Here is a 23,211-nt window from a genome sequence, read left to right as displayed (position 1 = left end):
CCCCCGATTCTGCCCGTGATGGGTCGTTCGGGGGTTTTTATGTAAAGGTACAAATCACATACTGCACTTATAAACAATTAGTTAGATATTTACTGAATATCCCTAATTAGAGAATTTAGAATGTGTAAATGTTGTGGATGACTTTAACAAGAAAAGAAACATATTACTTTTAATGACTAATTAATTTACTTATATAACAATTTAAAAACCTCTCTAAAAGTCCTAGACGTAAATAATATTGTTCTGTCTTACTGCTTCTTTTGCTTTTTTGCTTTCTCTAAATACCTCCTAACGGTGTTATCTATGTAGTTAAGATAGCGTTTAAGCACATCTTCACTTTTCTCTATTGCTACACTATAGGGTACAAATAATATGCCTTCAGCACGTGCTTTAGGCGATATATAGAAAAATTGTTGAGGGTTGTTGCTGTTTCCTAGTTCGCGCATTTTTACCATATACGTGCAATCAAGGTATTTAGTAGGTAGGTAAAGCATGCCCTTTGCCATAGTTTGTAAGTTGTGCTCGATGCTTCCAACTGGTGCATCAACCAACTTTGCCACGCCAATAACCTTGTCGGTTAAGGCGTTAAGGGTGGTTCCGGCATAAGTGCAAAGGGCGATAGCCTGGTAATTATGTGCATATTGTGCGCGCATATAATGCCCCATAGCATAGTTATCATGTCTGCTCATGTCGCCACCAACAAGATAGTTGAGGTGTGAAAAGTGGCCATATATGGAGGTAGTTTCTCCTGTTTTGGTTAACATTTCAATCAGTTTGTAACATATATTGGCCATAATTATGTCTCTGTGCACCAGTCTGTCGTAGGTTTCTTTATAAGTTTGGTTTGTTAGTAAACACCATTTTATTATCTCGCGTTCATCTTCGGTAAGACATTTACCTATTATACCTGTACTCTCGGTCAATTCTTTTTGGTCTGAAACGCTGCTTTCTCCGTTTAAAAGTCTGTTTACTATGCTGTCTATTTGTGCATTTCTCTGTTCTTTAAACAAAGTTTCAACAAACTCACTGAGGTCTATTCCGCCTGCCATTTTCATACTTTCTAAATCCATCCCCCAAAGCGAAACTGTATTGTTATGTGTTGTATTATAGTGTTTTAGCCATTTAATAAAGTCGATAGTAGTCTCCGAAGATAAACTCCCTTCCATATAACGCTCTATGTCTTCAAGCTTAAAACGCGGATCGTTTTTAATATAACGGTTTACAAATAAGGAACTTTCTAAAGGAAATTCGTGCAATACCAATTTGCAATTATTTTCTTTTATTCGTTGTTTTATCATATTAAATGCAACGTTTCCCAACGTTTTACTTCCGTGTATGGTTTCGCCAATACCCAATATGTTTGCGTTCATACTAGGTATTTCACTATAATCTGCGTTGTTAAGTTTGATGATAGGCAATTTTTCTAATGCAGAACTTTCACTCTTGAGTTCTTTGTTATGCATTTTTGAAGATAAGTTTTCTTTGTTATTGCCGCTTTTTCTGGCGGTTGTTTTTATGCGATAATTATCGTTGCTTAAGGTGTTATTATGGTTAAGAGTGATGACTTCATTTCTTAATCTCCCACCATTGGCATATACTCCAAATTTATTTATCCAAAGTTTATTTTCTTTCTCGTGGCTTCCTTCAGCTTCTAATATAACGTTTAGCAATAAAGCATCTTTTATTTTTACTTTTCGATTTATTTCAAACCATTCGTTTTTTGTGGGCAATATTATTGTATCATTGGCTATGATTCTCTCACATTCCCCAATTTTGCTAAGCGTTAACCATGTTTTTTTGCAGTTGTTGCTTTTATACTTGATTGTTATTGTTATTTCAGCACCATTTTTATCTAATTGAAATACAGGTATTAAAGTACCTATTTTCCCCTTAGCATTACTTCTTGCATAAAGTAGTAGTGATTTTTGTCCATCTATTTCGTCAGTGCTTACCTTTTGATACCAATCCTTTTGGTGCATAATCCATCTATAGCCAAATGTTTTATCTTGGGCAAGAATATTTTTATTGCCTGGTAATAGACAAATTATTATCGCGAATAATAATTTTATTTTTGTAGGCTTCATCTTTCAATCTACTCTTTATTATTATTTTCAAACCTGTAAATTTCTCTTCTTCTTATAATTTATTATTCATCTTTTCTAACTGTTACATCAAAATTACTTCTTATTTCTAAACGTAGTATAAGTTTAATTCGCAAGTTTGATGTTGTAAGTCAATACTTTATTCTCTCTCTTCTTATAAACGTAATTGTCTGTTTTCTATTGCTTTGTTATTGTTTTTTATCTTGTTTTATTTGTTAATTTCTTTTTGTTACTATGATTTGTTTCTTTTGCTTATCCCTTTTATTCTTTTCACAAATACTTTCTATTCATTCTTAATTTTTTAATTTAATTTCCTTTTTCATGTTTCCTTATTTTATTTCTGCTTTTTGAAGGTCTTTTACTTCCTTTCTACAAAACAGGATAAGTACTAATTTTGTTATCGCAAGCAATTAAGCTGTATTTCTTATTTTTAGTTGGTGGTTACAACATAATTGAAACAGTTTATAACATCGTTTCAAAATTGATTTTGCAGATTTATTTTTGCTTAAGCAATTTCTATTACTGGGCTATAGCCTTATGAATTTCTGGTTTACTGCTCTTTTATAGAGTAGGTATGTTGTAACATACCATTATTACACTAGTATTTTCTTTATGACTGTGCCCAATTACGCTGTTCTCTTCTTTTCGTCTTTATCTATTTCTTGTAGGGAGTGGGGGAGTAATCACAGTGTTATAATTAAATTTGTTAGCATAAACATTTTAATGATAGCTCTTTCTTCATTCTTCTCGTTGCGTTCTTTTATTTCTCCTTTTGACTTATTATTTATATAAGGTGTTATTCCATAGTCCTGTTCTCCCGCTATCATCATAAACTATCGATTTTTATCAATCGTACCATCTTCATTATGTTTTATTCGTGTGTTATTTACTCCACATTATAATAACTTTGTGTAGTTTTTACACTATCAATTCTTTCAAGTATCTTCAACTTTCAACTGAAATACGTTTTGACTTAAAAGACCTAACATCTTTTTTATTAAACAAAAATTTGCATCTACCTTTCTTTGATTAACATTCATTAACCTGGAGAATCGAATATTTGCGAGCAATCGGCCGGAAGCTTGCAAAAAACGCCTTATTTTAGTGACTTTTATAACGTACTGATAATCAGTAAAATACAGACTAAGTTTTGCTTTTCGTTTTTCACTACCATTTAGAAGGCCAATTTTTTTCTAAACTTGTAAGACCCAAAATCTTAATATGAGGCTTATTTTGGTCTTCAATTACATGGTCTTGAATAGCAGTCGACTTATATTTTCAAATTCTTAATTTGAGAACAGACAGCCATGCTTCCTCAAACTCACATTATTTATTGTGCTTTTGGAGACAATTACATGTTGTCTTCTTTTTTTCTACAACACTTTTACAACCTTATTCGAAACAAACCTTTTGGATTTAAGAAATCGATTTGCAGACGATAGATTTAACGTTATTGTCTAGTAATCCACTTTATATCGTCGAAAAGCATCCTTTTCGTACCATTTGCCTAATTCTTTTTTTAAGTTTACAAGTTATTATCGCTCTGTATCAGTATAAAGTGCAAGAAATACTGGTTGTTTATCCAGGAATAATATAATAACATATTGATAATCAGGATATTAATTGTGTATTATAACTTTTGTTTAGATAGAAACAACAATTATAAATATTTCTTTTATTACCTAATACAAAGACTATTATCCTTACTATTTTTGCTTATTTATTTAAAATTTTAAGTTCAATATAGACCATCTTCTTCCTTAATATCTTTTTCGTGCCAGTGATTGAACACAATTTGCGCTTTAGCCTTACCAATAAGTTCTATAAGTAGTTGCAAAGAAGCCTCTTTTATCTGCTTAACCGACTTTAATTTCTTCAATAAAAGTTCCTTCGTTTTGGGCCCAATACCTTTGATTTCGTCAAGTTCAGAGTGCAAGGCATGCTTGCTACGTTTGTCTCTGTGAAAGCTAATTGCGTAACGGTGCACCTCGTCTTGTATGCGTGAGAGCACATGGAAAAGCTCACTTTTCACGTCCAAACCCACTACTTGCGGTGTCCATCCATAGAACAGTTCGTTGGTTTTGTGCCTATCGTCTTTGGCTAAACCAGCAATGGGAATGTCTAAATGTAGTTCTTCTACCACCACTTCGCGCACAACGCCCATCTGTCCCTTACCACCATCAGTAATTATTAGGTCGGGTAGGGGTGATTCTTCTTCCATCATACGCATGTATCTACGTCTTACCACCTCTTTCATCGAGGCGTAATCGTCGGGTCCTTCCACGGTTTTGATGTTGTATTTGCGATAATCCTTCTTACTCGGTTTCATCCCTTTAAACACAACACAACCAGCAACAGCATCCGTTCCTGATATATTAGAGTTGTCGAAGCATTCAATTTGATATGGCAAACGATCCATTTGCAGTTTGGTTTGCAACTCCTTCATCAGTCTAACAGCCTTCTGTTCGGGGTTCAACTTTTCGTTTTGCTTCAGTCTATCGAATTTATATTGCTTACCATTCATCTCAGAAAGTTCCAGCAAACGTCGTTTGTCGCCTCGTTGAGGTACGATAAATACAGCCTCTCGCATCGCCCATTCCATTTCAAAAGGTACAATAATTTCCTTAGCTTTGCTATTAAAACGTTCTCTAATTTCAGGAATAGCAGATGCAAGAATGTCTTTTTTGCTCTCTTCAAGCTTTCTTTTGTACTCAAAAGTGAAGCTTTGGTTTACCGTTCCGTTCTTTACGTGGATGTAATTAATAAACGCAGTACGGTTAAATTCGTCGTCGGTAATACTAAAAACGTCTACATCTGCAATACTAAAACTAACAACTTCACTCTTCGCACAATAATTATCAAGCAATAAATACCGTTTTTTTAAGGTGTCAGCCTCTTCAAATTTAAGTTCCTCAGCCTTCTTCAGCATCTCCTCATATAGTGCTTTACACACCTCTCGCGTATTACCTTTAAGTATTTCTCTCGCTTGTTTAATGTTCTCTTGATAGTTTTCCCACGATTGTTTACCAATACAAGGCGCATCACAGTTGTGAATATGGTATTCTAGACACGCTTTATACCGGCCCATTTCAATACCTTCACGAGTAATAGGAAATCTACAAGTACGCGGTTTGTAAGTCTTAGCAATCAATTCAAGCAGCGCAACCATTGTGGGAACATGGCTGTAAGGACCATAATAAGTGCCCATACGCTTATTAATTGTGCGGGTTTTGAATATTCGAGGAAACAATTCGTTTGTAACACAAATACTGGGATAGGTTTTACCATCCTTCAAAAGAACGTTATATCTAGGGTTATACTTTTTGATAAGACCATTTTCGAGCAATAAAGCATCCTCTTCGGTATTTACAACCGTATAAGAAATATCGAAGATTTTACTAACAAGCACCTTCGTTTTGTATCTGTCTACTTCTTTATGAAAGTAAGAAGACACCCTGTTCTTTAAGTTTTTGGCTTTACCAACATATATAATATTGTGGTCTTCGTCATAGAATTGATAACTACCAGGTTTCTCTGGCAGACTAAGCACAATACCTTTTAGGTGTGCCAATCGTTTTTCATTTTCTTCTTTTGTCATGCTTCCAAAGTCCTTTGTACACTAGTGTTTCGCGTTTTCTTGTTTCACGTGAAACAAAAAATATATAGTTAGCATCACATTCTTTTCCCCTTCGACAGTTTATTCCTTTTGAAGTACCAAGAACGGAAAGCCTTCCTCGTTATTTATTAAAGCGGGTAGGGTGGAGTATAATTACAACTACGACCTTATTCCCATTATTTATTTCACTGCTACTTATTATTTTCACTAATACCTTGTTAAAATGGCATTGAGTCTACGCCGTATTAATTCCTCTTTTATATATTGTAGTTGTTTATTTGCTCTTTAGTTTAAGGATAATAGAGCTACACTATCCTAACTAAATCGCGATAATAAGGCATTGAACCATTTGTTTCGTTATCCAAGTAGCAAAATAACGAGAGTATCTTTAGCAATTCTCCACATGATTTATGTTGTATGGAGATGTTAAGATGCTCCCGTTATAACGCAGAATAATTATAGTTCTAACAGTAGAACCGAATAATACAGGTTGTTTCTCCAAATTAAACCTATACTTGAATGAGCGTAGAAATCTCAATATCCTTATCAAAGGCCGCTCTACCGTTAAGATCTTCGTTTACCAGTTCAATAATGAAATTAGCATAAATCTTTTTAGGATTGAATTTCTTCACCAAATCGCATGCTGCTTTCATTGTACCGCCAGTAGCAAGAAGGTCATCGTGTAGCAACACAACATCGTCTTCATTAATCGAATCTTTATGAATCTCGATGGTATCTGTGCCATATTCCTTTTTATAGCTTTCTTGCACCGTTTCGCAAGGTAGCTTTCCGGGCTTTCTGCATAATACAATGCCAGCTCCTAATCTAATGGCAACAGCCGACGACATAACAAAGCCTCGCGATTCGATGCCTACAATTTTTGTTATACCTTTATCTTTGTAAATCTCGCACATCTCATCTGTGATGGTCTTGATGCATTCTGGGTTTTTAAACAACGTTGTTACGTCGCGAAAATTAATCCCTTTCTTCGGCCAATCTGGTATACAACGCAGATTGTCCAGCAATAGTTTGTTATTCATTTACAGTAAGTTATGTTTCTATTTATATATCTTTTGTTTCACGTGGAACGTATCCTCTCTTTTCTATAACTCCTTGTTTTCGCACTCATTTTAATTCGTTCTAATCGTAATTGATTGCGTATTGTCTGCGTTCTCTTGCATTTGTCGTTTGTTTGAGGAGCAGTTGCGAAGGGGTGGAGTAGGCAAGTGTAATTTGTTATCAAATTACTTGTCGTGCAGTTGTCTACTTAACGATTCATCAGCACAAGCAATACATTAATATCGCTCGGAGAGACGCCAGGGATGCGCGAAGCCTGTGCTAGCGTTTCAGGATTGATACGTGCCAATTTCTGCCGTCCCTCCGTAGAAATTTCGTGCAGTTCTTCGTAATTAAAGTGGCCTTTAATGCGAATATTCTCTAGTCTACGCATTTTATCAGCAACGATTTTCTCGCGTTCGATATAGCCTTTATACTTCATTTTTATTTCAGCAGCCTCCATAATCTCCTCTTGTCTGTTTGGTGCTTCTGTAATAACAGATTTTAGTTCTGGAAGCACTTCAGCTAAGTTTCGTACATTAAGCTGTGGTCTTGCGATAAGATCAACCAATTTTACTGTACCAGTTAGCGGAGACGTACCCCAATGTTCAAGCGCCGAATTGATATCGTTAGCCTTTACCGTAGCCGTTTCGCAGTAACTAATAATCCGTTGAATGCATTCTTTTTTCTGCACCCAGTGATCAAACCTTTCTCTCGAAGCCAACCCTATTTCATATGCGCGTTCCGTTAATCTTGCATCAGCATCATCCTGACGGAGCAAAATTCTATATTCTGCACGAGATGTAAACATGCGGTAAGGCTCGTCAACACCCTTTGTTGTGAGGTCGTCTATCAGTACACCAATGTAACTTTCATCCCTTTTCATCACGAAAGGCAGTCCGCCACTACAAGCCATTGCAGCATTAATACCCGCAACCAAACCCTGTCCTGCAGCCTCTTCGTATCCCGTTGTGCCATTTACCTGACCAGCAAAGAACAGTCCTTTAAGCACCTTCGATTCGAGCGAAGCATGCAAAAGCGTAGGGTCGAAGTAGTCGTATTCAATAGCATAACCCGGACGATAAGCCTTTGCATCCCTCAATGCAGGAATTTTACGCAATGCGTTTAGTTGCACATCAAGGGGCATACTCGATGAAAAACCATTGAGATACATCTCTGCAGTATTCTCTCCTTCTGGTTCCAAGAACAGCGGATGCTGTTCCTTATCAGGAAATGTCACAAGTTTTGTTTCAATGCTAGGGCAATAACGCGGACCAGTACTTTGAATTTGTCCGTTGAAAAGGGGCGAATCAGCAATGCCCTCTTGCAAAGTTTGATGTGCTTCGGCAGTGGTATAGAACGTCCAGCAAGGTAATTGTTTCAGTGTTCTAGGCGTAGGCATATAGCTAAACTGGTGGAAATCCACCTCGCCGTCTTGCCTTTCCATATCTTCGAAATGCACGGTTCTCGCGTCAATTCTTACAGGCGTTCCTGTTTTCATTCGTTCAACGGAGATGCCATGTTGAGCAATGCTTTCGCTTAATCGATACACTGCCGGCTCAGCACATCTACCGCCAGGTATTTGCGTCTTACCGATATGCATCAAGCCATTGAGAAAAGTACCCGCAGTAATCACGATAGCCCTTGCTCTGAACTCCGCACCCCATTGCGTTTTAATGCCCACGGCAGTGCCGTTATCTACAATGAGCTCTTCAGCTTGGTCTTGCCATATATCCAAACCCTCGGTTGAATCGAGTGTTTCGCGCCATTTAGTGATGAATTTAGCCCTATCGCATTGAGCTCGAGGACTCCAAACGGCAGGACCTTTGCCTTTGTTAAGCATTCTGAACTGTATAGATGTGGCATCAGTAATAATACCCATCTCACCGCCTAATGCGTCAATCTCTCGCACAATTTGGCCTTTAGCAATGCCACCCACTGCAGGGTTGCAGCTCATTTGTGCTATTTTGTTCATGTCCATGGTGATAAGGCAGGTCTTAGCGCCTAGCTTTGCAGCTGCACGAGCAGCCTCGCAGCCAGCATGACCGCCACCAATGACAAGGACATCGTATTTAAATATCATATTCTAAATTGCTGTATATGCTTGATTTTATTGTTGACGAGTAAATGAGAAAAGGTTGCGCATCAAAGGCATTGCGTTCATCATTTGACAAGCCGTTGTTCGCGAGTAGGCCATTCTTAGCCTACTCGTTCGCACGCCTTAACATATAGGTGACAAGTAGTAACTAACGCTAAGCCAAGTCGACGTTGCCAGCAGCACAGCCCATTCACCGATATGCATAGAAGTCCTTGTGATACCCATTTAAGAACAGCGATAAGCAATTAAGATTTCAGAAAAATAAATTGACAACGAAACGATGCAATATCAATAATACTAATATTTTATCGCATTGATGAAATTCTTTTCTATTTAACCCCATTCCTTAATCAGTGTAACTCAAACGCAAGTCTCATCTTACCGACCACTTTTAGCTTCGTTACTCCGTATCATTTCAACGTTACTTTATTCCTTATAGGTTTTACACATCCCGAAAAGCAGTCGAGTTAGGGAAACAACTTCCCCTGTACAAGCCCCTTTCGCCATTGTTTGAGCGTTATTTAGCATCCCACAATGCGTGCATGCGCAATAGAGAGGTCATTAAATGGCCTCTTCGTTGCGTTATATATATGGCTCACAAGATATTCTGCAAGCACTTTTATTTCTGAAAATCAAGCGTTTGCAACACGATAAGCATGCCAGATGTGACATTTGGTATTGCAACGGCCTTACAAAGATAGAGTTTACAAACCATATATGCAAATTAAGTGCAACAAAAAAGGATGGCCGTAGCCATCCTTCATCCTCAGTAGTGCATTTATGGTATGACGTACAAAGCTGTAACGCCAAAGATTATGATATCTGTTAGGGCTTACAAGCTAAGGCGATACACCAGCAGTAACCCCTTTATTTACGCCATTTCTTACGTTATTAAGCCCTTTAATACAAATTCTAGTACAATTAGCCACTACAAAACCAATAAAGCAACAGCGTCAAATCTAAGCTGTATGTGGCATTTTGCTAGAGACAAAGCATGCAGCCAATTTGTTACACCACAGCTTTCGCATTCTCTTCGCAAGCCATTTCGCCCTCTTCTTCAGCCTGAGCAATCCTTCCGATAGTCAATTTCAGTTCCTCGTATTGCTGTTGCAGCACATCAAGGAAAGGCGACAGCAATCTAAGGCACTCATTAATATCTTCCATTTGTTCTTCGTTGTGCGCTTCAAGTTTAGCCACATCGCATTCGTTCACCAGTTTTACAATGCCCTCACAGCTCTCGTTAGCGATGAAATCGTCGCTTAGCAGCGGAGTTATAGATGGAACGATACCCTTCAGCTCGTTGAAAATCTGCACGTACTCACTAAACAAAGCCGATTCGTCTTTCTTCTGTTTGTTGCCATTATTCCATGTTTCCACCATTGTTTCGGCCGGTGCGATGATATTCTCCTGATAAGATTCTATGTACTTATTCAGTAAGAACAAGCGTTCGTAAAGCCTTTCAACCACCTCGCCTTGCTTGCCCGCTCTGAGGTAAGTGTAAATCTCTCGATACACATTTTTCAGTTTAGGCAGCATCTTTTCCATATATTGACTATGTTCAACTGTCGGTAATTCGTCAGGAGAATAGCATTTACCCTTATAGTAAGCCGCGCTAACCTCAAGGTCGCCGTTAATGATTTCAATCATCTGTTCAGCGTCTTCGAAAGCCCTGATATAAGCCGTAACAATGTTTCTATTGCGCTTTGTGAAGGGATAAGTCACCGTTTCTGCCGGAGTCTCCTCCATAGGGTTAAAGAGGTCGATACATCCGCATTCCATAAAGAAGCGTCTAAAGCGCATGTCTAGCAATTCGGTAATAAGTTCTTTTTCAAGCCATTGCTTAAGTTCGTCGCCTGTAATCAGCACCCTTTCGTTCTCATTTGTTTTGTGTTCAAACTTAATCAGTTCGCCCAAATTTTGTCTTAACCTCACAGGCATAATGCTCCAGGCTGGCAAAAGTGGTTCGTTCGATGGTCTGGGTATATTTTGCAGCTGCTGAATACGTTCCCTATCCGAGGGGTGCGAGTCCCAAACATCCTTGCACGAGAACCTCGCTGTGGGTTCATCATTCGTTTTTACCTCGGCCAAAAGCAGTTGCGTGGCCTCAAGTGTTTTGCCCTCCTCGTTAGCTTTAATTTGCGATAGCAGCTCCAGAATTTCGAAAGGGTCGGCTTTTTTGCCCTTTTCATCGAGTCTCATCATTGCCACATGCGTGTTAGAGCTGCATTGCATCATCACCGCCGTTTTATAAAGCGACGACGCCATAACACACTTTCCCACCACTTTACAGGCGATATTATCAGCATCGAACTCCATTTGTCGCGACAATTCGCGATAAGCGATATTCACATATCTATAAACAGCCTGCAACAGCAATCTCACAGTAACGGTGAAGAAGCGTGTAAGCGAGCCGAAAATAGCGAACGGACTCCATTCAAATCCGCTCCAGCGGTCAACCCATCTGTCCCAGGCGTCTTCGCCATAGACCAGATTTCCCAGCACGATATTGGCCGTATAAACCACCGAACCAATCTTCATGCTTTCTTGCGAGAAGTGTCCAAACTCGTGAGCTAGAATGCCTTTAATCTCTTCGGTGCTAGTTGTAGCAAACAAGCCAGCGCCCAACACAAGGTTTTTTCTTACAGGAAAGAACATCGACCAGAAAGTGGTGTTGAAGAAAACACAAGCATTAATTTCAGTAGAGAGGAACACTTTATGAGGCATGGGGCATTTAGTAGCCTGAGCCACTTCACTTATTAGTTGGAACAATTGCGGGCAATCGTTTTCGTTTACCAGTATTCTGCCATCCTCTTCGTCGCTTTGGCGTGTGAAGATAAATTTCAACAAGAAGAGTCCGAACATCAAGCACAGTGCGATAATGCCGAGGTATATGCCTATGATTATCAGCATCACAATCCCGCTGTTGGTGCTGTCAAACACCTGTTCCATCAAACCTACTCCCCAGGATGTTGCCCATTTATAGCCAATGTAGAGCAGTAGTAGGCCTAAGGCAACGAGAGAGAGGTAGACAAGCACGAAAAGGGCAATACGGTAGATAACCTTTTTACCCAATGCTCTTATTGCATTGTTTTCTCTCATGCGTTCAAAGATTTAAATTTTAGGCGTGTTTTGTAAACACGTAGTTTAGATAAATTTCCTTGTGGCGCTCTTCAAGGAAACACTTTTGCGCCATGCGAGGGCGTTGCGATACGAAAAGGATTAGTTACGTTTTTTTTATCGCCCTGCTTTTTCAGCTGTTGTGCGCACGTATGCGCTTGTTGTGTTGTTGTGGGGAGGTCCTTCCCCTAGGGTTTCCCCCATTTCATCGGCGATTTTTCAGGTATCAGAAAGCGCCATTTCTCATTTCCAAGGCTTTGTTTTCTGCCTTTTCCATGATTTCTCTTTCCCCCGGACCCTTATCGTTTAGTCCGCATAGGTGAAGAATTCCGTGAATGATAACACGGTAGAGTTCGTCTTCGTACGCCTTGTTGAACAATTCAGCGTTTGTTCTTACGGTGTCGAGCGAGATAACGATGTCGCCATTAACGACGTCGTCTTCATCGTAGTCGAATGTGATAACGTCCGTATAGTAGTCGTGTTGCAGATATTCCTTGTTTATTTCCAAGATTTTCTCATCGTCTACGAACATATATCCCACTTCTCCCACCATTCTTCCATAGGATTTAACCACAGCTTTTATCCAAGCAGAGGTTTCTTTCCTTTTTATTTTCGGCATTTTAACGCCGTCAGTGTTATATGTAATCATAAATTTTACTTCTTCTTGGGTTTACTTTTCTTTCTTTGGTAGAAACATCGAGACATCTTTACCAAAGTGAATAAGCTCCCTAACGAGCGACGAACTAACGCTAGCATGTTGCGGTTGGGCAAACACCAGCAATGTTTCTATGCCGCCTAAGGCTCGGTTAATGTCTGCTTGTTCGCGTTCGTATTCAAAGTCTTTCACGCTTCTCACGCCTTTAACGAAGAACCACGACCCCTCCCTTTGGGCGAAATCTACGGCCAAATCGTTGAATGCACGCACCTCCACGGAGGGGATGTCGGCATAAAGTTGGGCGATGGCATTCACCCTTTCTTCACTGCTGAACATGCATTGTTTGCGTTCGTTTACGCCAACACCGATAACCATTTTATCGAAAAGCGGCAACACACGTGCCACAATCGACTGGTGTCCGATGGTGAAGGGATCGAAACTTCCTGTAAAAAGACCTACTTTCATGCGCAATTCAAGTGGCAATTACATCTTTTTTTGTTCTTATTGCTCGCCCCCTTTTGCCATTAAGGGCAAGCATTGGTTGTGGTAGGCAAGTGAAGACGTTCATACAAGTGGAAGAGTTGACCAGTTAACCAGTAATCAAGTTACGTCTCCCAGTCGGTTTCATCGCGCCGAGTCGTGGTGCATATGCTTGTAGTAGCGTTCCGATTGCGACCTACTTTTTGCAAAAATAGGCTATTCTCAATTGATAACCAAATTTTTAGGCCAATTTTATTGTAATTATTTCGCAACATATATTGTTCTGTTTTCCTTTATTGTTATTATTTTTATAACCATAATCGCACTACAATCAATATTTTTTCACCATTCCATCGTTTATTTTTTATCAAGCAAATGGTGTTAGAAAGCAGAGTTTATACTACTGATTTTTATGTTAAATAGCATACTCAAAAAAGCGTGGTTTTTAGGCTTTTCGCTCCGAATTTGGTGGTTTGTGCAGAATTATGCTTCTAAATCCAGTAGTTTTGTGCCATTTTGTGTTGTGTGTTTGAAGCGAAATTTTAGCCATTTTTGTGGTGATTTTTCTTACTTCTATATATCTTGCCCTCATCCCTTTTCTAGAAATCGTGCCAACTTAAGTATGTATTGATGAGTTTAAAGTCCTCAAATAGCGTATTGGGCATACCACAACATGTACTTCAACTGGCAAGATGGCGTTGAGTTTAAACCCATCCTAAATCCCAAACTTGGATAAAGAAAATACATTCGGCATACCCCTATGGTTAAATAGGGTAATAAAATTTTACATAACACACCTTGCCAGCCGACCCCTTCTAGACAAAAAAGCAGCCAAAAAGCATGCATTTTACCCCAAATTCAGTCTGTTGCCTCTTCGTTTTACGGCAATTTTGAGCACGAAATCTGCATTTTGCACCATTTAGCGCTTCTATTTGGTCGCCAACTCGCGATTTTTCATCGCCCCAAAAACAGCTTTTTACCACTAAAAAGGCCTATTTTAGCCCACTTTTTACCCCAGGAAGAAGTAAAATCAGTAGCATTTCAATGCTTCTAGCCCTCTCCAGGAATAGTAAAAAGCACCATTTAGCCCTGCGTTTAGCACCATTTAGCCTTGCGTTTTGTAGGAGTTAGCACTGCGTTTAGTAGGAGTTAGCACTGCGTTTTGGTGCATTTAGCACTGCGTTTTGCTGCAAAACACACGAAAATTAATGCAAAACGCGGTATTATTCTTCGAAAATTCGTTTTATTTACCTCTTCTGGCTTAGGTTGTTTTTGGCCAAACGAAACGCTCGCGAGAATCGAATATTTGCGGTCGAGTGGGCCGTTGGTTAGAAAAAAGCCACTCATAATGTTAAAATCTATGCCGAATAATTTACAATATTCGCGCCCCCTCCAATCATTAAACCATATAAACCGCAAAGAAACAGCGTTAGACCACAACATCAAAACAATCTGCAAGGCCCTTACTGCCAATCGAGAGAAGTATTTATATATAGAACTAGCGTTTGCAAACTACTTATAAGGCGAGTAAAGCCCTGCTGTAGAGGGTAGCAAAACCCTGACCGAGGGCGCAGATTTGTCAAACACGGGGTTAAGAATACCAGTGCATTGCTAGTACTCATGTTGAGCAAAAAGGCATAATCAGTGCCATTTGTGTTATTACTCGCCCATAAGTGTAGCAGCAAAGCCAAGCGCCAGCGACACACATAGTGAATGGTCACTTTACTAATCCATCCCAGTATGCTTGCCATCTAAACATTGCATCGCACCCAAGCAGAGCCAAAGAGGCCATCAAGCGGCCAGCATGAATGTTAATTCGGTAAGTTTAAAAAGTTAAATATTGTTTACATAAAACAGCAGCTTATATTTTATCCCGTTGCGATGAATGCAAAAAATAGCCCAATTCATCGGTAAAACCATTGCTGCAAGGTGGTAAAAAATGAAGCAACAGCCCCCACACCGAATAGCATCTCCAGCACCTAATCCCTTGACAAGCAAGGCAAGGCGCGATTGTTTGTACAAAAATGGCTATCTTTGTAGAACAAAAAGGGCGGACAACATGGATTGTTCGCCCAAATCAACATGAACATATACAAACATTCAAAACAAATTATGGGGATTAACAAAACGATTGGTTGTCTTGTGGTGGCCTTGGCGCTTGGCTATCAAGCACAGGCAAAGAGCGCTTTTGCCATAAAAGTGCAGAAAGACAGTACCTCACAAACTGCCAAAGTAGACACGACAAAGGCCAAGAAGCCAATGCCTATGAACGTAAAGCCTACGCCACCGAAAAAAGAAACCGATTACGAACGACTGATGAAAGACAGCGGAACGGTGGTGAAAGGACTGTTTACTGTGAGACATATCAAAGACAAATGGTATTTTGAGATGCACGACAGTATGGTGGGACGCTACTTTATGGCCGTTACCCGCTTTGCAAGCGTGCCCCAAGGATTTGGAAAATTCAGCGGTGAGATGGTTAACGAAGACGCCATTTACTTTGAAAAACGCGACGATAAAACCATGCTTTTGCGCACATTTGTACGCACACAAGAAGCCAACGAGAAAGATAGAATATACCTATCGCTGAAACAAAGCACCACCGACCCTATCGTTGCTGCATTCCCTATTGTGGCTGGAAATCCCCAAAAAGGCATGAACCTCATCGAGGTAACAGGCTTTTTTGTACGCGATAACAATATTGTGGGTATTAACAGAACGCTGTTTGAAAAGACAAAGATTGGCGGACAGATGCCCGACCGCACTTTTATAGACACCGTAAAGACTTATCCCATCAACATCGAAGTGCAAACAACGCGCACTTATGGCGCATCCCCTAGTTTTGTAAGGGCTTCGGGAACAGGTTCGATAACCCTAGCGCTCAACACCTCTATCGTGGAATTGCCCAAGGTTCCTATGCGTAAACGCATATGGGACACACGAGTGGGCTACTTTGCTTACCCTTACACCATCTTCTCAGACGAGCAACGCAAGAGTCAGCGCGAAATGTTTATCGCGCGTTTTAAACTCGTTCCAAAAGATGTGAAACGCTATCAGCGTGGCGAACTGGTTGAACCCGTTAAGCCAATCGTGTTTTATATCGACCCCGCAACACCCAAGAAGTGGGTGCCTTACCTCATTAAAGGTATCAACGACTGGAATGTGGCTTTCGAAGCAGCAGGCTTTAAGAATGCCATTCAAGGTAAAGAATGGCCCACTAACGACCCCTCAATGAGTCTAGACGATGCCCGTTTCAACGTGGTGCGTTATCTGCCATCAGAAGCCGAGAACGCTTACGGCCCTCATGTGAAAGACCCACGCAGCGGAGAAATCATCGAAAGCCACATCTGCTGGTTTCATAATGTGATGAATTTGCTCACAAAGTGGTATATGGTGCAATGCGGACCGCTTGACAAGCGTGCTAGGAAAATGGAATTCGATGATAAACTGATGGGCGAGCTGATACGATTCGTGTCGTCGCACGAGGTGGGTCACACCCTTGGACTACGCCACAACATGAGCGCTAGTTATGCCACACCCGTTGAAAAGCTTCGCGATAAGGCGTGGGTAGAAAAGCATGGACACACCGCTTCAATCATGGACTATGCCCGATTTAACTATGTGGCACAACCCGAAGATAATATTAGCGAACGTGGATTGTTCCCACGCGTGAACGATTACGACAAATGGGCCATTAAATGGGGCTATCAATATCGCCCAGAATTTAAAGACGAACTGGCCGAAAAGGAGAAGCTGATGACCGAAACCACCGCTATACTAGCCAAAAATCCACGACTATGGTTTGGCGGTGAGGGTACAAACGAAGACCCCAGAGCACAACGCGAAGACCTGGGCGACGACAATGTGAAGGCTAGCGACTATGGCGTGAAAAACCTGCAGCGCGTTATTGCCAACCTACCACAATGGACACGTCAGGACAACGACCAATACGACGACCTTAGAGAGATGTACACGGCTGTGAGACAACAGTTCTCGCGTTACTTTGGACACGTGGCAAAGAACATCGGAGGCCGTTATATCAACAACATGCCAGGCACATTGCCCTACGAAATTGTACCAGCAGAGAAGCAAAAGGCAGCAATAGACTATTTTGGTCGCCAGGTGTTCGACGCCCCATTGTGGCTTTATCCCGCCGACTTAACGGCAAAAACCGGTGTAGATGCCAACAACGAGATATCCAAGATGCAATCTGTGGCCCTCAACTCAATGCTCTCGCTGGGTTTGCTCAATGCCGTCTACAACAATTCGCAGGCTTCGAGCAAGGCCTATCGTTTGGAAAACTATCTCAACGACCTCTTCGATAAAGTATGGACGCCACTCAACGCATCGCAAGAACTGAAGAACAGCAGTAGAAGAACCTTGCAACGCAACTACGTGGAACGCCTGAACAGCATACTCAACCCCGAAGATAAAGAAAAAACTGCTGCTGGAGCACCAGCCTTTAACACCGATGCCCGTCTTTATGTGGCCCAACATCTAGACAAGGTAGAGGCTTATCTTAAAGAGCAAGCGCAATCGGCCACAGGCATCAACGCCCTACATTATGCCGACCTTGCCCGTCAAGTGAAGCAGATAAAGGAACAACGCGAACACGGAAGAAACAACCGTTAGACTTTGTTTGGGTAGAGCAACCCCACGACTAGCAGCGAATAAAAAGCTGTCGGCATGGTTTGATATCGCCCTTTTTGCCCCATTGCATCGACAAAATGGCCCTCAAATGGAGGCGTGGTGTCGTGCAAATGGGGCAAAAGTGGCACAAGGCAGAAGCCTTTCACCCCAAAGTATAGCCGTCAAGACTATTAACTTTAGGCGCAAAGATAAAAAACATCGTGCGCCAAAGGGCGAAGCCCCCATTCACGATGCGCAAAATCGCATCCACCCAATAAGAAAATATCAAGTAAACAATGGTTTTAAACTATATTTGGATATCCTTTTTCCTCGTGGCCTTCGTGGTTGCACTGATAAAGTTGCTGTTTACGGGCGACGCAACAGTGTTTCCTGCCATGATGGATAGCACATTCGAGATGTCAAAGAAGTCCTTCGAAATCTCGATAGGACTAACGGGCATCCTCTCTCTATGGCTCGGCGTGATGAAAATAGGCGAGCGCGGGGGCGTGGTAAACGCATTGGCTCGCGCATTAAGTCCGGTATTCACACGCCTATTTCCCGATATTCCAAAAGGACATCCCGTAACGGGAAGCATCTTTATGAATATCTCTGCCAACATGTTAGGTCTTGATAATGCAGCCACGCCTTTAGGACTGAAGGCCATGGAGCAGCTGCAAACGCTCAATACAAAGAAAGACACCGCCTCTAACCCCATGATTATGTTCTTGGTGCTCAATACATCAGGACTAACGTTGATACCCGTTAGCATCATGGCTTATCGTGCCCAGTTGGGTGCAGCGCAACCCACAGATGTGTTTATCCCCATACTTCTGGCCACCTTCTTTTCTACTTTGGCTGGTATAATCATTACCAGCATTTACCAAAAAATCAATCTCTTAAAGCCCAAAACACTCATCGGGCTATTTGTTGCCTGTGCCATTGTTGCCGGAATAATATGGATTTTCGGGCGAATGGATAAAGAAACGATGAACTTAGTGAGTACCACGGTGGCCAATATGCTACTGATGGGAATTATTGTGGCCTTTATTGTGGCTGGTGTTTGTAAGCGAGTGAACGTTTACGACACCTTTATCGAAGGTGCAAAAGATGGATTTCAAACGGCTGTTCGCATCATTCCTTACCTCGTGGCCATACTTGTGGGCGTGGCAGTGTTTCGTGCTTCGGGTGCAATGGACTTGCTTGTAGATGGTATTCGTTGGTTGGTGGGCTTGCTGGGCATAAACACCGATTTCATCGAGGCATTACCCACGGCGCTGATGAAGCCCCTTTCGGGAGCAGGTGCGCGTGGTATTATGATTGATACGATGTCTACTTATGGTGCCGACTCGTTTGTTGGTAGACTTAGTTGCATCTTCCAAGGAAGCACCGACACCACTTTCTACGTGCTCGCCGTTTACTTCGGTAGCGTGGGCATACGCTATACGCGCCACGCTGTGACCTGTGGTCTTCTTGCCGACCTAGCAGGAGTGGTGGCAGCGATATTAATATCTTACCTTTTCTTTTAATAATGGCAAATTTAAAATCTTTGGTTAAAGACACGGCCATCTACGGCTTAAGTAGCATTGTGGGTCGTTTTCTCAATTATCTGTTAGTACCGCTTTATACGATAAAGATAACATCGGTAAGCGGAGGTTATGGAGTAATCACCAATCTGTATGCCTATACGGCCCTTTTCTTGGTGCTATTGACCTATGGAATGGAGACCACCTTTTTTCGTTTCGCCAATAAGAGCGACGAAAATCCGCAACGAGTATATTCCACCATCCTGCTCTCCGTGGGTTTCACTTCAACCCTTTTCATCGCAATGGTGGTGCTATTCTTGCATCCCATCGCCCAAGCAATGGGTTATGCCGACCATCCCTCTTACATTTGGGTGATGGCCACGACGGTAGCCATCGATGCATTTCAGTGCATACCGTTTGCTTATCTTCGTTATCAAAAACGTCCCATCAAGTTTGCCACCCTCAAATTGCTCTTCGTTGGCAGCAATATTTCGCTCAATTTGATTTACTATCTGCTGTTGCCAGCCCTTTACGAAGGAGGACATCAATGGGTGAACCTTATTTATTCGCCAAGCGTTGGTGCAGGTTACGCCTTCTACATCAACCTTGTTTGTACGGCTAGCATCACCTTCTGTTTCTATAAAGAGTTGCGCGGTTTCGCCTACGTTTTTGATAAAGCCCTGCTCAAACGTATGCTTTCGTATAGCTGGCCCATCTTGGTATTGGGCATAGCAGGCATACTTAACCAAACAGCCGATAAGATATTGTTCCCTTATATATATAAAGGAAATGATGCACACATGCAGTTGGGCATTTACGGAGCAGCAAGTAAGATAGCTATGATTATGGCCATGATAACGCAAGCCTTTCGTTATGCCTACGAACCATTTGTGTTTGGCAAGGCGAAAGACAAAGACAATCGTGATACTTACGCCAAAGCCATGAAGTATTTCATTATCTTCACTCTGCTGGCATTTCTCGTTGTGGTGGGTTATATCAATGTTTTTCGCCATTTCATCGGGCGCGATTACTGGGAAGGACTTCGCGTAGTGCCCATTGTTATGGCAGCCGAAATCATGATGGGCGTTTACTTCAACCTGTCGTTTTGGTACAAACTTGTAGACAAAACCATTTGGGGTGCCTACTTCTCAGGTATTGGTTGTGTGGTGCTCATTGCCATCAACGTATTGTTCGTTCCGCGTTATGGCTACATGGCCTGTGCTTGGGCTGGCTTTGCAGGTTACGCCACGGCTATGGTTTTGAGCTATATCGTGGGGCAACGCAAATATCCCATCGCTTATCCGCTGATGAGTATTGGTGTGTATGTGGGCATAACGGTTCTGTTCTATATGGGGATGAACTATGCCAATACGCATTTTTCCATTCCCGTTGCATTGGCTGTGAACACTGTTTTGGTGCTGCTTTTCATCGGCCATATATGGAAGTGGGATTTGAAGAGGAAATAAATAGCCTCACCCTCAACTCCTCTCCAAAGAGAGAGGGGAGTGATTAGCTTTGTAAAGCCTCACCCCCAACCCCTCTCCAAATGGAGAGGGGAGTGATTAGCTTTGTGGGTTGATGAGGTAACAAGTTGGCAAGTTAAAAAGATAGGTAGCCATAGAGCAACAAAGCAAACGGCTAATCTCCTTTCCTCCTTACAAATACATTAATTCAAATAAATATGAAGAAAATTACATTTATCTTAGCGACCCTTGTGGCATTCGCAACGGCGAAGGCCGACGAAGGCATGTGGACGCTGTACAATCTGCCGCAAGCAGTGTACCAACAGATGCAGGCCGAAGGCTTTAAACTGCCTTATTCAGACATCTACAAAAGTAAAGACGCCATCAAAAACGCAGTGGTGAACTTTTCGGGTTATTGTTCGGGTGTGGTGGTTTCGCCAGATGGATTGGTGTTTACCAACCACCACTGTGGTTTCGAAGCCATTCGTAGCCATTCAACAGTAGAACACGACTACATGTTGAACGGCTTTTATGCCAAGACTTTTGCAGAAGAACTGCCCAATAAAGACATGTTTGTAAGCTTCATGAAGTCGCAAGCAGACATCACTTCGCGACTAATGGCCTGCGGATATGAAAAGGCTTCGCAAAGCAAGAAAACGTTTTTGGTAGACTCGTTGCAAACCGTTCTCACCGATTCGGTACGTAAGTTGGATAAGACATTGCGTGTTTCGATAGACCCATTCTATGAAGGAAACAGCTTCTATGCCACAGTTTATCAAGATTTCAACGACCTTCGATTGGTGTTTACCATACCCAAGTCGATGGGAAAATTTGGCGGTGAAACCGATAACTGGATGTGGCCACGTCAAACTTGCGACTTTGCTGTGTTCAGAATTTATGCTAATCCCGCGACAAACGGTCCCGCCGAGTACTCTAAAGACAATGTGCCTTATCGTCCACAACATTGGGCTCCCATCTCACTAGATGGCTATAAAGAAGGCGATTTCGCTATGACCATGGGTTATCCTGGTAGTACTAGCCGTTATATCTCAAGTTATGGCATCATCGAAAGACGCGATTGCGAGAACACTCCACGTGCACAAGTGCGCGGCGTTAAGCAAGATGTGATGCGCCGACACATGCGTGCAAGCGAAGCCGTTCGTATCAAATACGACTCTAAATTTGCGCAAAGTGCCAACTATTGGAAGAACTCATTGGGTATGAACAAGTGCATCGACTCAATCGGTTTGGTGCAACAGAAACGCGATTACGAGGCTCGTTTGCGTCAATGGCAAGACTCAACGGGCTATCTCAAAGGAAAACTCGATTTTGATAAGCTTGCTTCTTATTACGAAAAACGCTTCGACCGTGTGCGTACGCGCTATTATTGGTTGGAGACATTCCGTCGTACCAACGAACTTGCAACGCGTGCCATGCGCCTTGCTATGGGCGGTTTGGAAGTGAAAGGACCTAAAAAACCTGCGTCAAAGCAATATCATGAGTTTGCCGATAACAGCAACGAATGGGATGCAGCACTAGATAAAGAGGTGTTGGCTGTGTTGCTAAAGAACTATCGCGAGCATGTGGGCCATCGCTATTTGCCCAAATTCTATGCCACTATCGACCAGCGTTTTGGTGGCGATTACCAGCGTTTTGTTGATGATTTGTATGCTCGTTCTATCGTTATGAAGAAAGGTGCTAAGCTGTTCTTCAATACCAAGGCTTATAAAGAAGACCCTGGTGTGCGCTTTGGGCAAGACATTATGGACATTTATTACGACCTTACCGAGGGCATGGGTGCCATCAACGACACCATCGAGGCACAAGAACGCTATCTCTGTGCTGCCAAATTGCGCATGGAAGAAGATATGCCCCACTATTCGGATGCTAACTTTACCATGCGTCTAAGCTACGGACAGGTGAAGGGATTTTCCATCGGCGGCAGAGAATTGGGTTATTACACCACTCCCGAAAGTATTGTAGAGAAGATGGATAAGGCCAAAACCAATGTTGACTATGAGGCAGAACCCATCATGAAACAATTGCTTTCATCGAAGAATTTTGGTCGTTACACCGATAAAAACACCCATAACATGCACCTTTGTTTCCTCACCAATAACGATATTACGGGCGGAAATAGTGGCTCGCCCATGTTCAATGGCAAAGGCGAACTTATTGGTTTGGCCTTCGATGGCAACTGGGATAGCTTGTCGAGCGACATCCTTTTCGACTCGCATTTGGCTCGTTGCATCGGTGTAGACATTCGTTACATGCTCTTCATGATGGATAAATGGGGACATGCCGACCGTCTTTTGAAGGAAATGGGATTGTAATTCGATGGTTACAAGTTAACCAATTAATGGCTTAAAGCATGATTTTTTTACGCGTTAAACCATAAAAATGATTGACGAGTAGATGTGGTGATTGGCGATAAATAAGCCTCTTCACCCGTCTACTCGTCAATTTGTCTAC

Annotated in this window: 12 protein-coding genes; 4 read left to right on the top strand and 8 right to left on the bottom strand. The window is 41.7% G+C overall.

The features are described from left to right. Positions 1 to 248: 248 nt before the first annotated feature. The 8 genes from QME03_RS02610 to coaD form a co-directional block, all read right to left on the bottom strand. Positions 249 to 2,084 carry an erythromycin esterase family protein gene (locus QME03_RS02610; protein ID WP_281723366.1) on the bottom strand — a complete coding sequence of 612 codons (1,836 nt, stop codon included), beginning with the start codon at positions 2,082 to 2,084 and terminating at the stop codon, positions 249 to 251. Between the two features lie 701 nt (positions 2,085 to 2,785). After that, positions 2,786 to 2,932 (bottom strand): hypothetical protein, encoded by a 147-nt coding sequence (locus QME03_RS02605; RefSeq protein WP_281723365.1) that lies wholly within the window; start codon positions 2,930 to 2,932, stop codon positions 2,786 to 2,788. 908 nt (positions 2,933 to 3,840) lie between these two features. Continuing rightward, positions 3,841 to 5,700 (bottom strand): excinuclease ABC subunit UvrC, encoded by a 1,860-nt coding sequence (gene uvrC, locus QME03_RS02600; protein ID WP_281723364.1) that lies wholly within the window; start codon positions 5,698 to 5,700, stop codon positions 3,841 to 3,843. Positions 5,701 to 6,227: 527 nt separating this feature from the next. After that, positions 6,228 to 6,758 carry an adenine phosphoribosyltransferase gene (locus QME03_RS02595; protein WP_025816784.1) on the bottom strand — a complete coding sequence of 177 codons (531 nt, stop codon included), beginning with the start codon at positions 6,756 to 6,758 and terminating at the stop codon, positions 6,228 to 6,230. A gap of 227 nt (positions 6,759 to 6,985) precedes the next feature. Further along, positions 6,986 to 8,857, bottom strand: a complete 1,872-nt coding sequence (gene mnmG / locus QME03_RS02590; protein WP_281723363.1) for a tRNA uridine-5-carboxymethylaminomethyl(34) synthesis enzyme MnmG — start codon at positions 8,855 to 8,857, stop codon at positions 6,986 to 6,988. Between the two features lie 1,023 nt (positions 8,858 to 9,880). Continuing rightward, complete coding sequence (locus QME03_RS02585; protein ID WP_281723362.1) at positions 9,881 to 11,971, bottom strand: M48 family metallopeptidase; 2,091 nt, start codon at positions 11,969 to 11,971, stop codon at positions 9,881 to 9,883. 244 nt (positions 11,972 to 12,215) lie between these two features. Further along, positions 12,216 to 12,638 (bottom strand): rRNA maturation RNase YbeY, encoded by a 423-nt coding sequence (gene ybeY, locus QME03_RS02580; RefSeq protein WP_273112741.1) that lies wholly within the window; start codon positions 12,636 to 12,638, stop codon positions 12,216 to 12,218. 21 nt (positions 12,639 to 12,659) lie between these two features. Beyond that, positions 12,660 to 13,109 carry a pantetheine-phosphate adenylyltransferase gene (coaD, locus tag QME03_RS02575; RefSeq protein ID WP_281723361.1) on the bottom strand — a complete coding sequence of 150 codons (450 nt, stop codon included), beginning with the start codon at positions 13,107 to 13,109 and terminating at the stop codon, positions 12,660 to 12,662. A 2,127-nt stretch (positions 13,110 to 15,236) separates the two neighbouring features. Between coaD and QME03_RS02570 the strand changes: the two genes are divergently transcribed. From QME03_RS02570 to QME03_RS02555, 4 genes are all read left to right on the top strand, one after another. Beyond that, on the top strand, positions 15,237 to 17,756 hold the full coding sequence (locus QME03_RS02570) for a zinc-dependent metalloprotease (RefSeq protein WP_281723360.1): 2,520 nt from the start codon (positions 15,237 to 15,239) through the stop codon (positions 17,754 to 17,756). A gap of 293 nt (positions 17,757 to 18,049) precedes the next feature. After that, positions 18,050 to 19,279 (top strand): nucleoside recognition domain-containing protein, encoded by a 1,230-nt coding sequence (locus tag QME03_RS02565; RefSeq protein WP_281723359.1) that lies wholly within the window; start codon positions 18,050 to 18,052, stop codon positions 19,277 to 19,279. 2 nt (positions 19,280 to 19,281) lie between these two features. Beyond that, positions 19,282 to 20,742 (top strand): lipopolysaccharide biosynthesis protein, encoded by a 1,461-nt coding sequence (locus tag QME03_RS02560; protein ID WP_273147685.1) that lies wholly within the window; start codon positions 19,282 to 19,284, stop codon positions 20,740 to 20,742. A gap of 215 nt (positions 20,743 to 20,957) precedes the next feature. Then, on the top strand, positions 20,958 to 23,072 hold the full coding sequence (locus tag QME03_RS02555; protein ID WP_281723358.1) for a S46 family peptidase: 2,115 nt from the start codon (positions 20,958 to 20,960) through the stop codon (positions 23,070 to 23,072). The last annotated feature ends 139 nt before the right edge of the window (positions 23,073 to 23,211 follow it).

Origin of the sequence: Hoylesella shahii (assembly GCF_937990675.1) — a bacterium.
Taxonomy (GTDB): Bacteria; Bacteroidota; Bacteroidia; order Bacteroidales; family Bacteroidaceae; genus Prevotella; species Prevotella shahii.
Note: the sequence above shows the minus strand (reverse complement) of the source record. Positions and strands in the feature narration are given on the sequence as shown.

Excerpts from the sequence above, each read along its gene's own strand:
- QME03_RS02610 (WP_281723366.1), bottom strand. The coding sequence starts at position 2,084 with ATGAAGCCTACAAAAATAAAATTATTATTCGCGATAATAATTTGTCTA.
- QME03_RS02605 (WP_281723365.1), bottom strand. The coding sequence starts at position 2,932 with ATGATGATAGCGGGAGAACAGGACTATGGAATAACACCTTATATAAAT.
- uvrC (WP_281723364.1), bottom strand. The coding sequence starts at position 5,700 with ATGACAAAAGAAGAAAATGAAAAACGATTGGCACACCTAAAAGGTATT.
- QME03_RS02595 (WP_025816784.1), bottom strand. The coding sequence starts at position 6,758 with ATGAATAACAAACTATTGCTGGACAATCTGCGTTGTATACCAGATTGG.
- mnmG (WP_281723363.1), bottom strand. The coding sequence starts at position 8,857 with ATGATATTTAAATACGATGTCCTTGTCATTGGTGGCGGTCATGCTGGC.
- QME03_RS02585 (WP_281723362.1), bottom strand. The coding sequence starts at position 11,971 with ATGAGAGAAAACAATGCAATAAGAGCATTGGGTAAAAAGGTTATCTAC.
- ybeY (WP_273112741.1), bottom strand. The coding sequence starts at position 12,638 with ATGATTACATATAACACTGACGGCGTTAAAATGCCGAAAATAAAAAGG.
- coaD (WP_281723361.1), bottom strand. The coding sequence starts at position 13,109 with ATGAAAGTAGGTCTTTTTACAGGAAGTTTCGATCCCTTCACCATCGGA.
- QME03_RS02570 (WP_281723360.1), top strand. The coding sequence starts at position 15,237 with ATGGGGATTAACAAAACGATTGGTTGTCTTGTGGTGGCCTTGGCGCTT.
- QME03_RS02565 (WP_281723359.1), top strand. The coding sequence starts at position 18,050 with ATGGTTTTAAACTATATTTGGATATCCTTTTTCCTCGTGGCCTTCGTG.
- QME03_RS02560 (WP_273147685.1), top strand. The coding sequence starts at position 19,282 with ATGGCAAATTTAAAATCTTTGGTTAAAGACACGGCCATCTACGGCTTA.
- QME03_RS02555 (WP_281723358.1), top strand. The coding sequence starts at position 20,958 with ATGAAGAAAATTACATTTATCTTAGCGACCCTTGTGGCATTCGCAACG.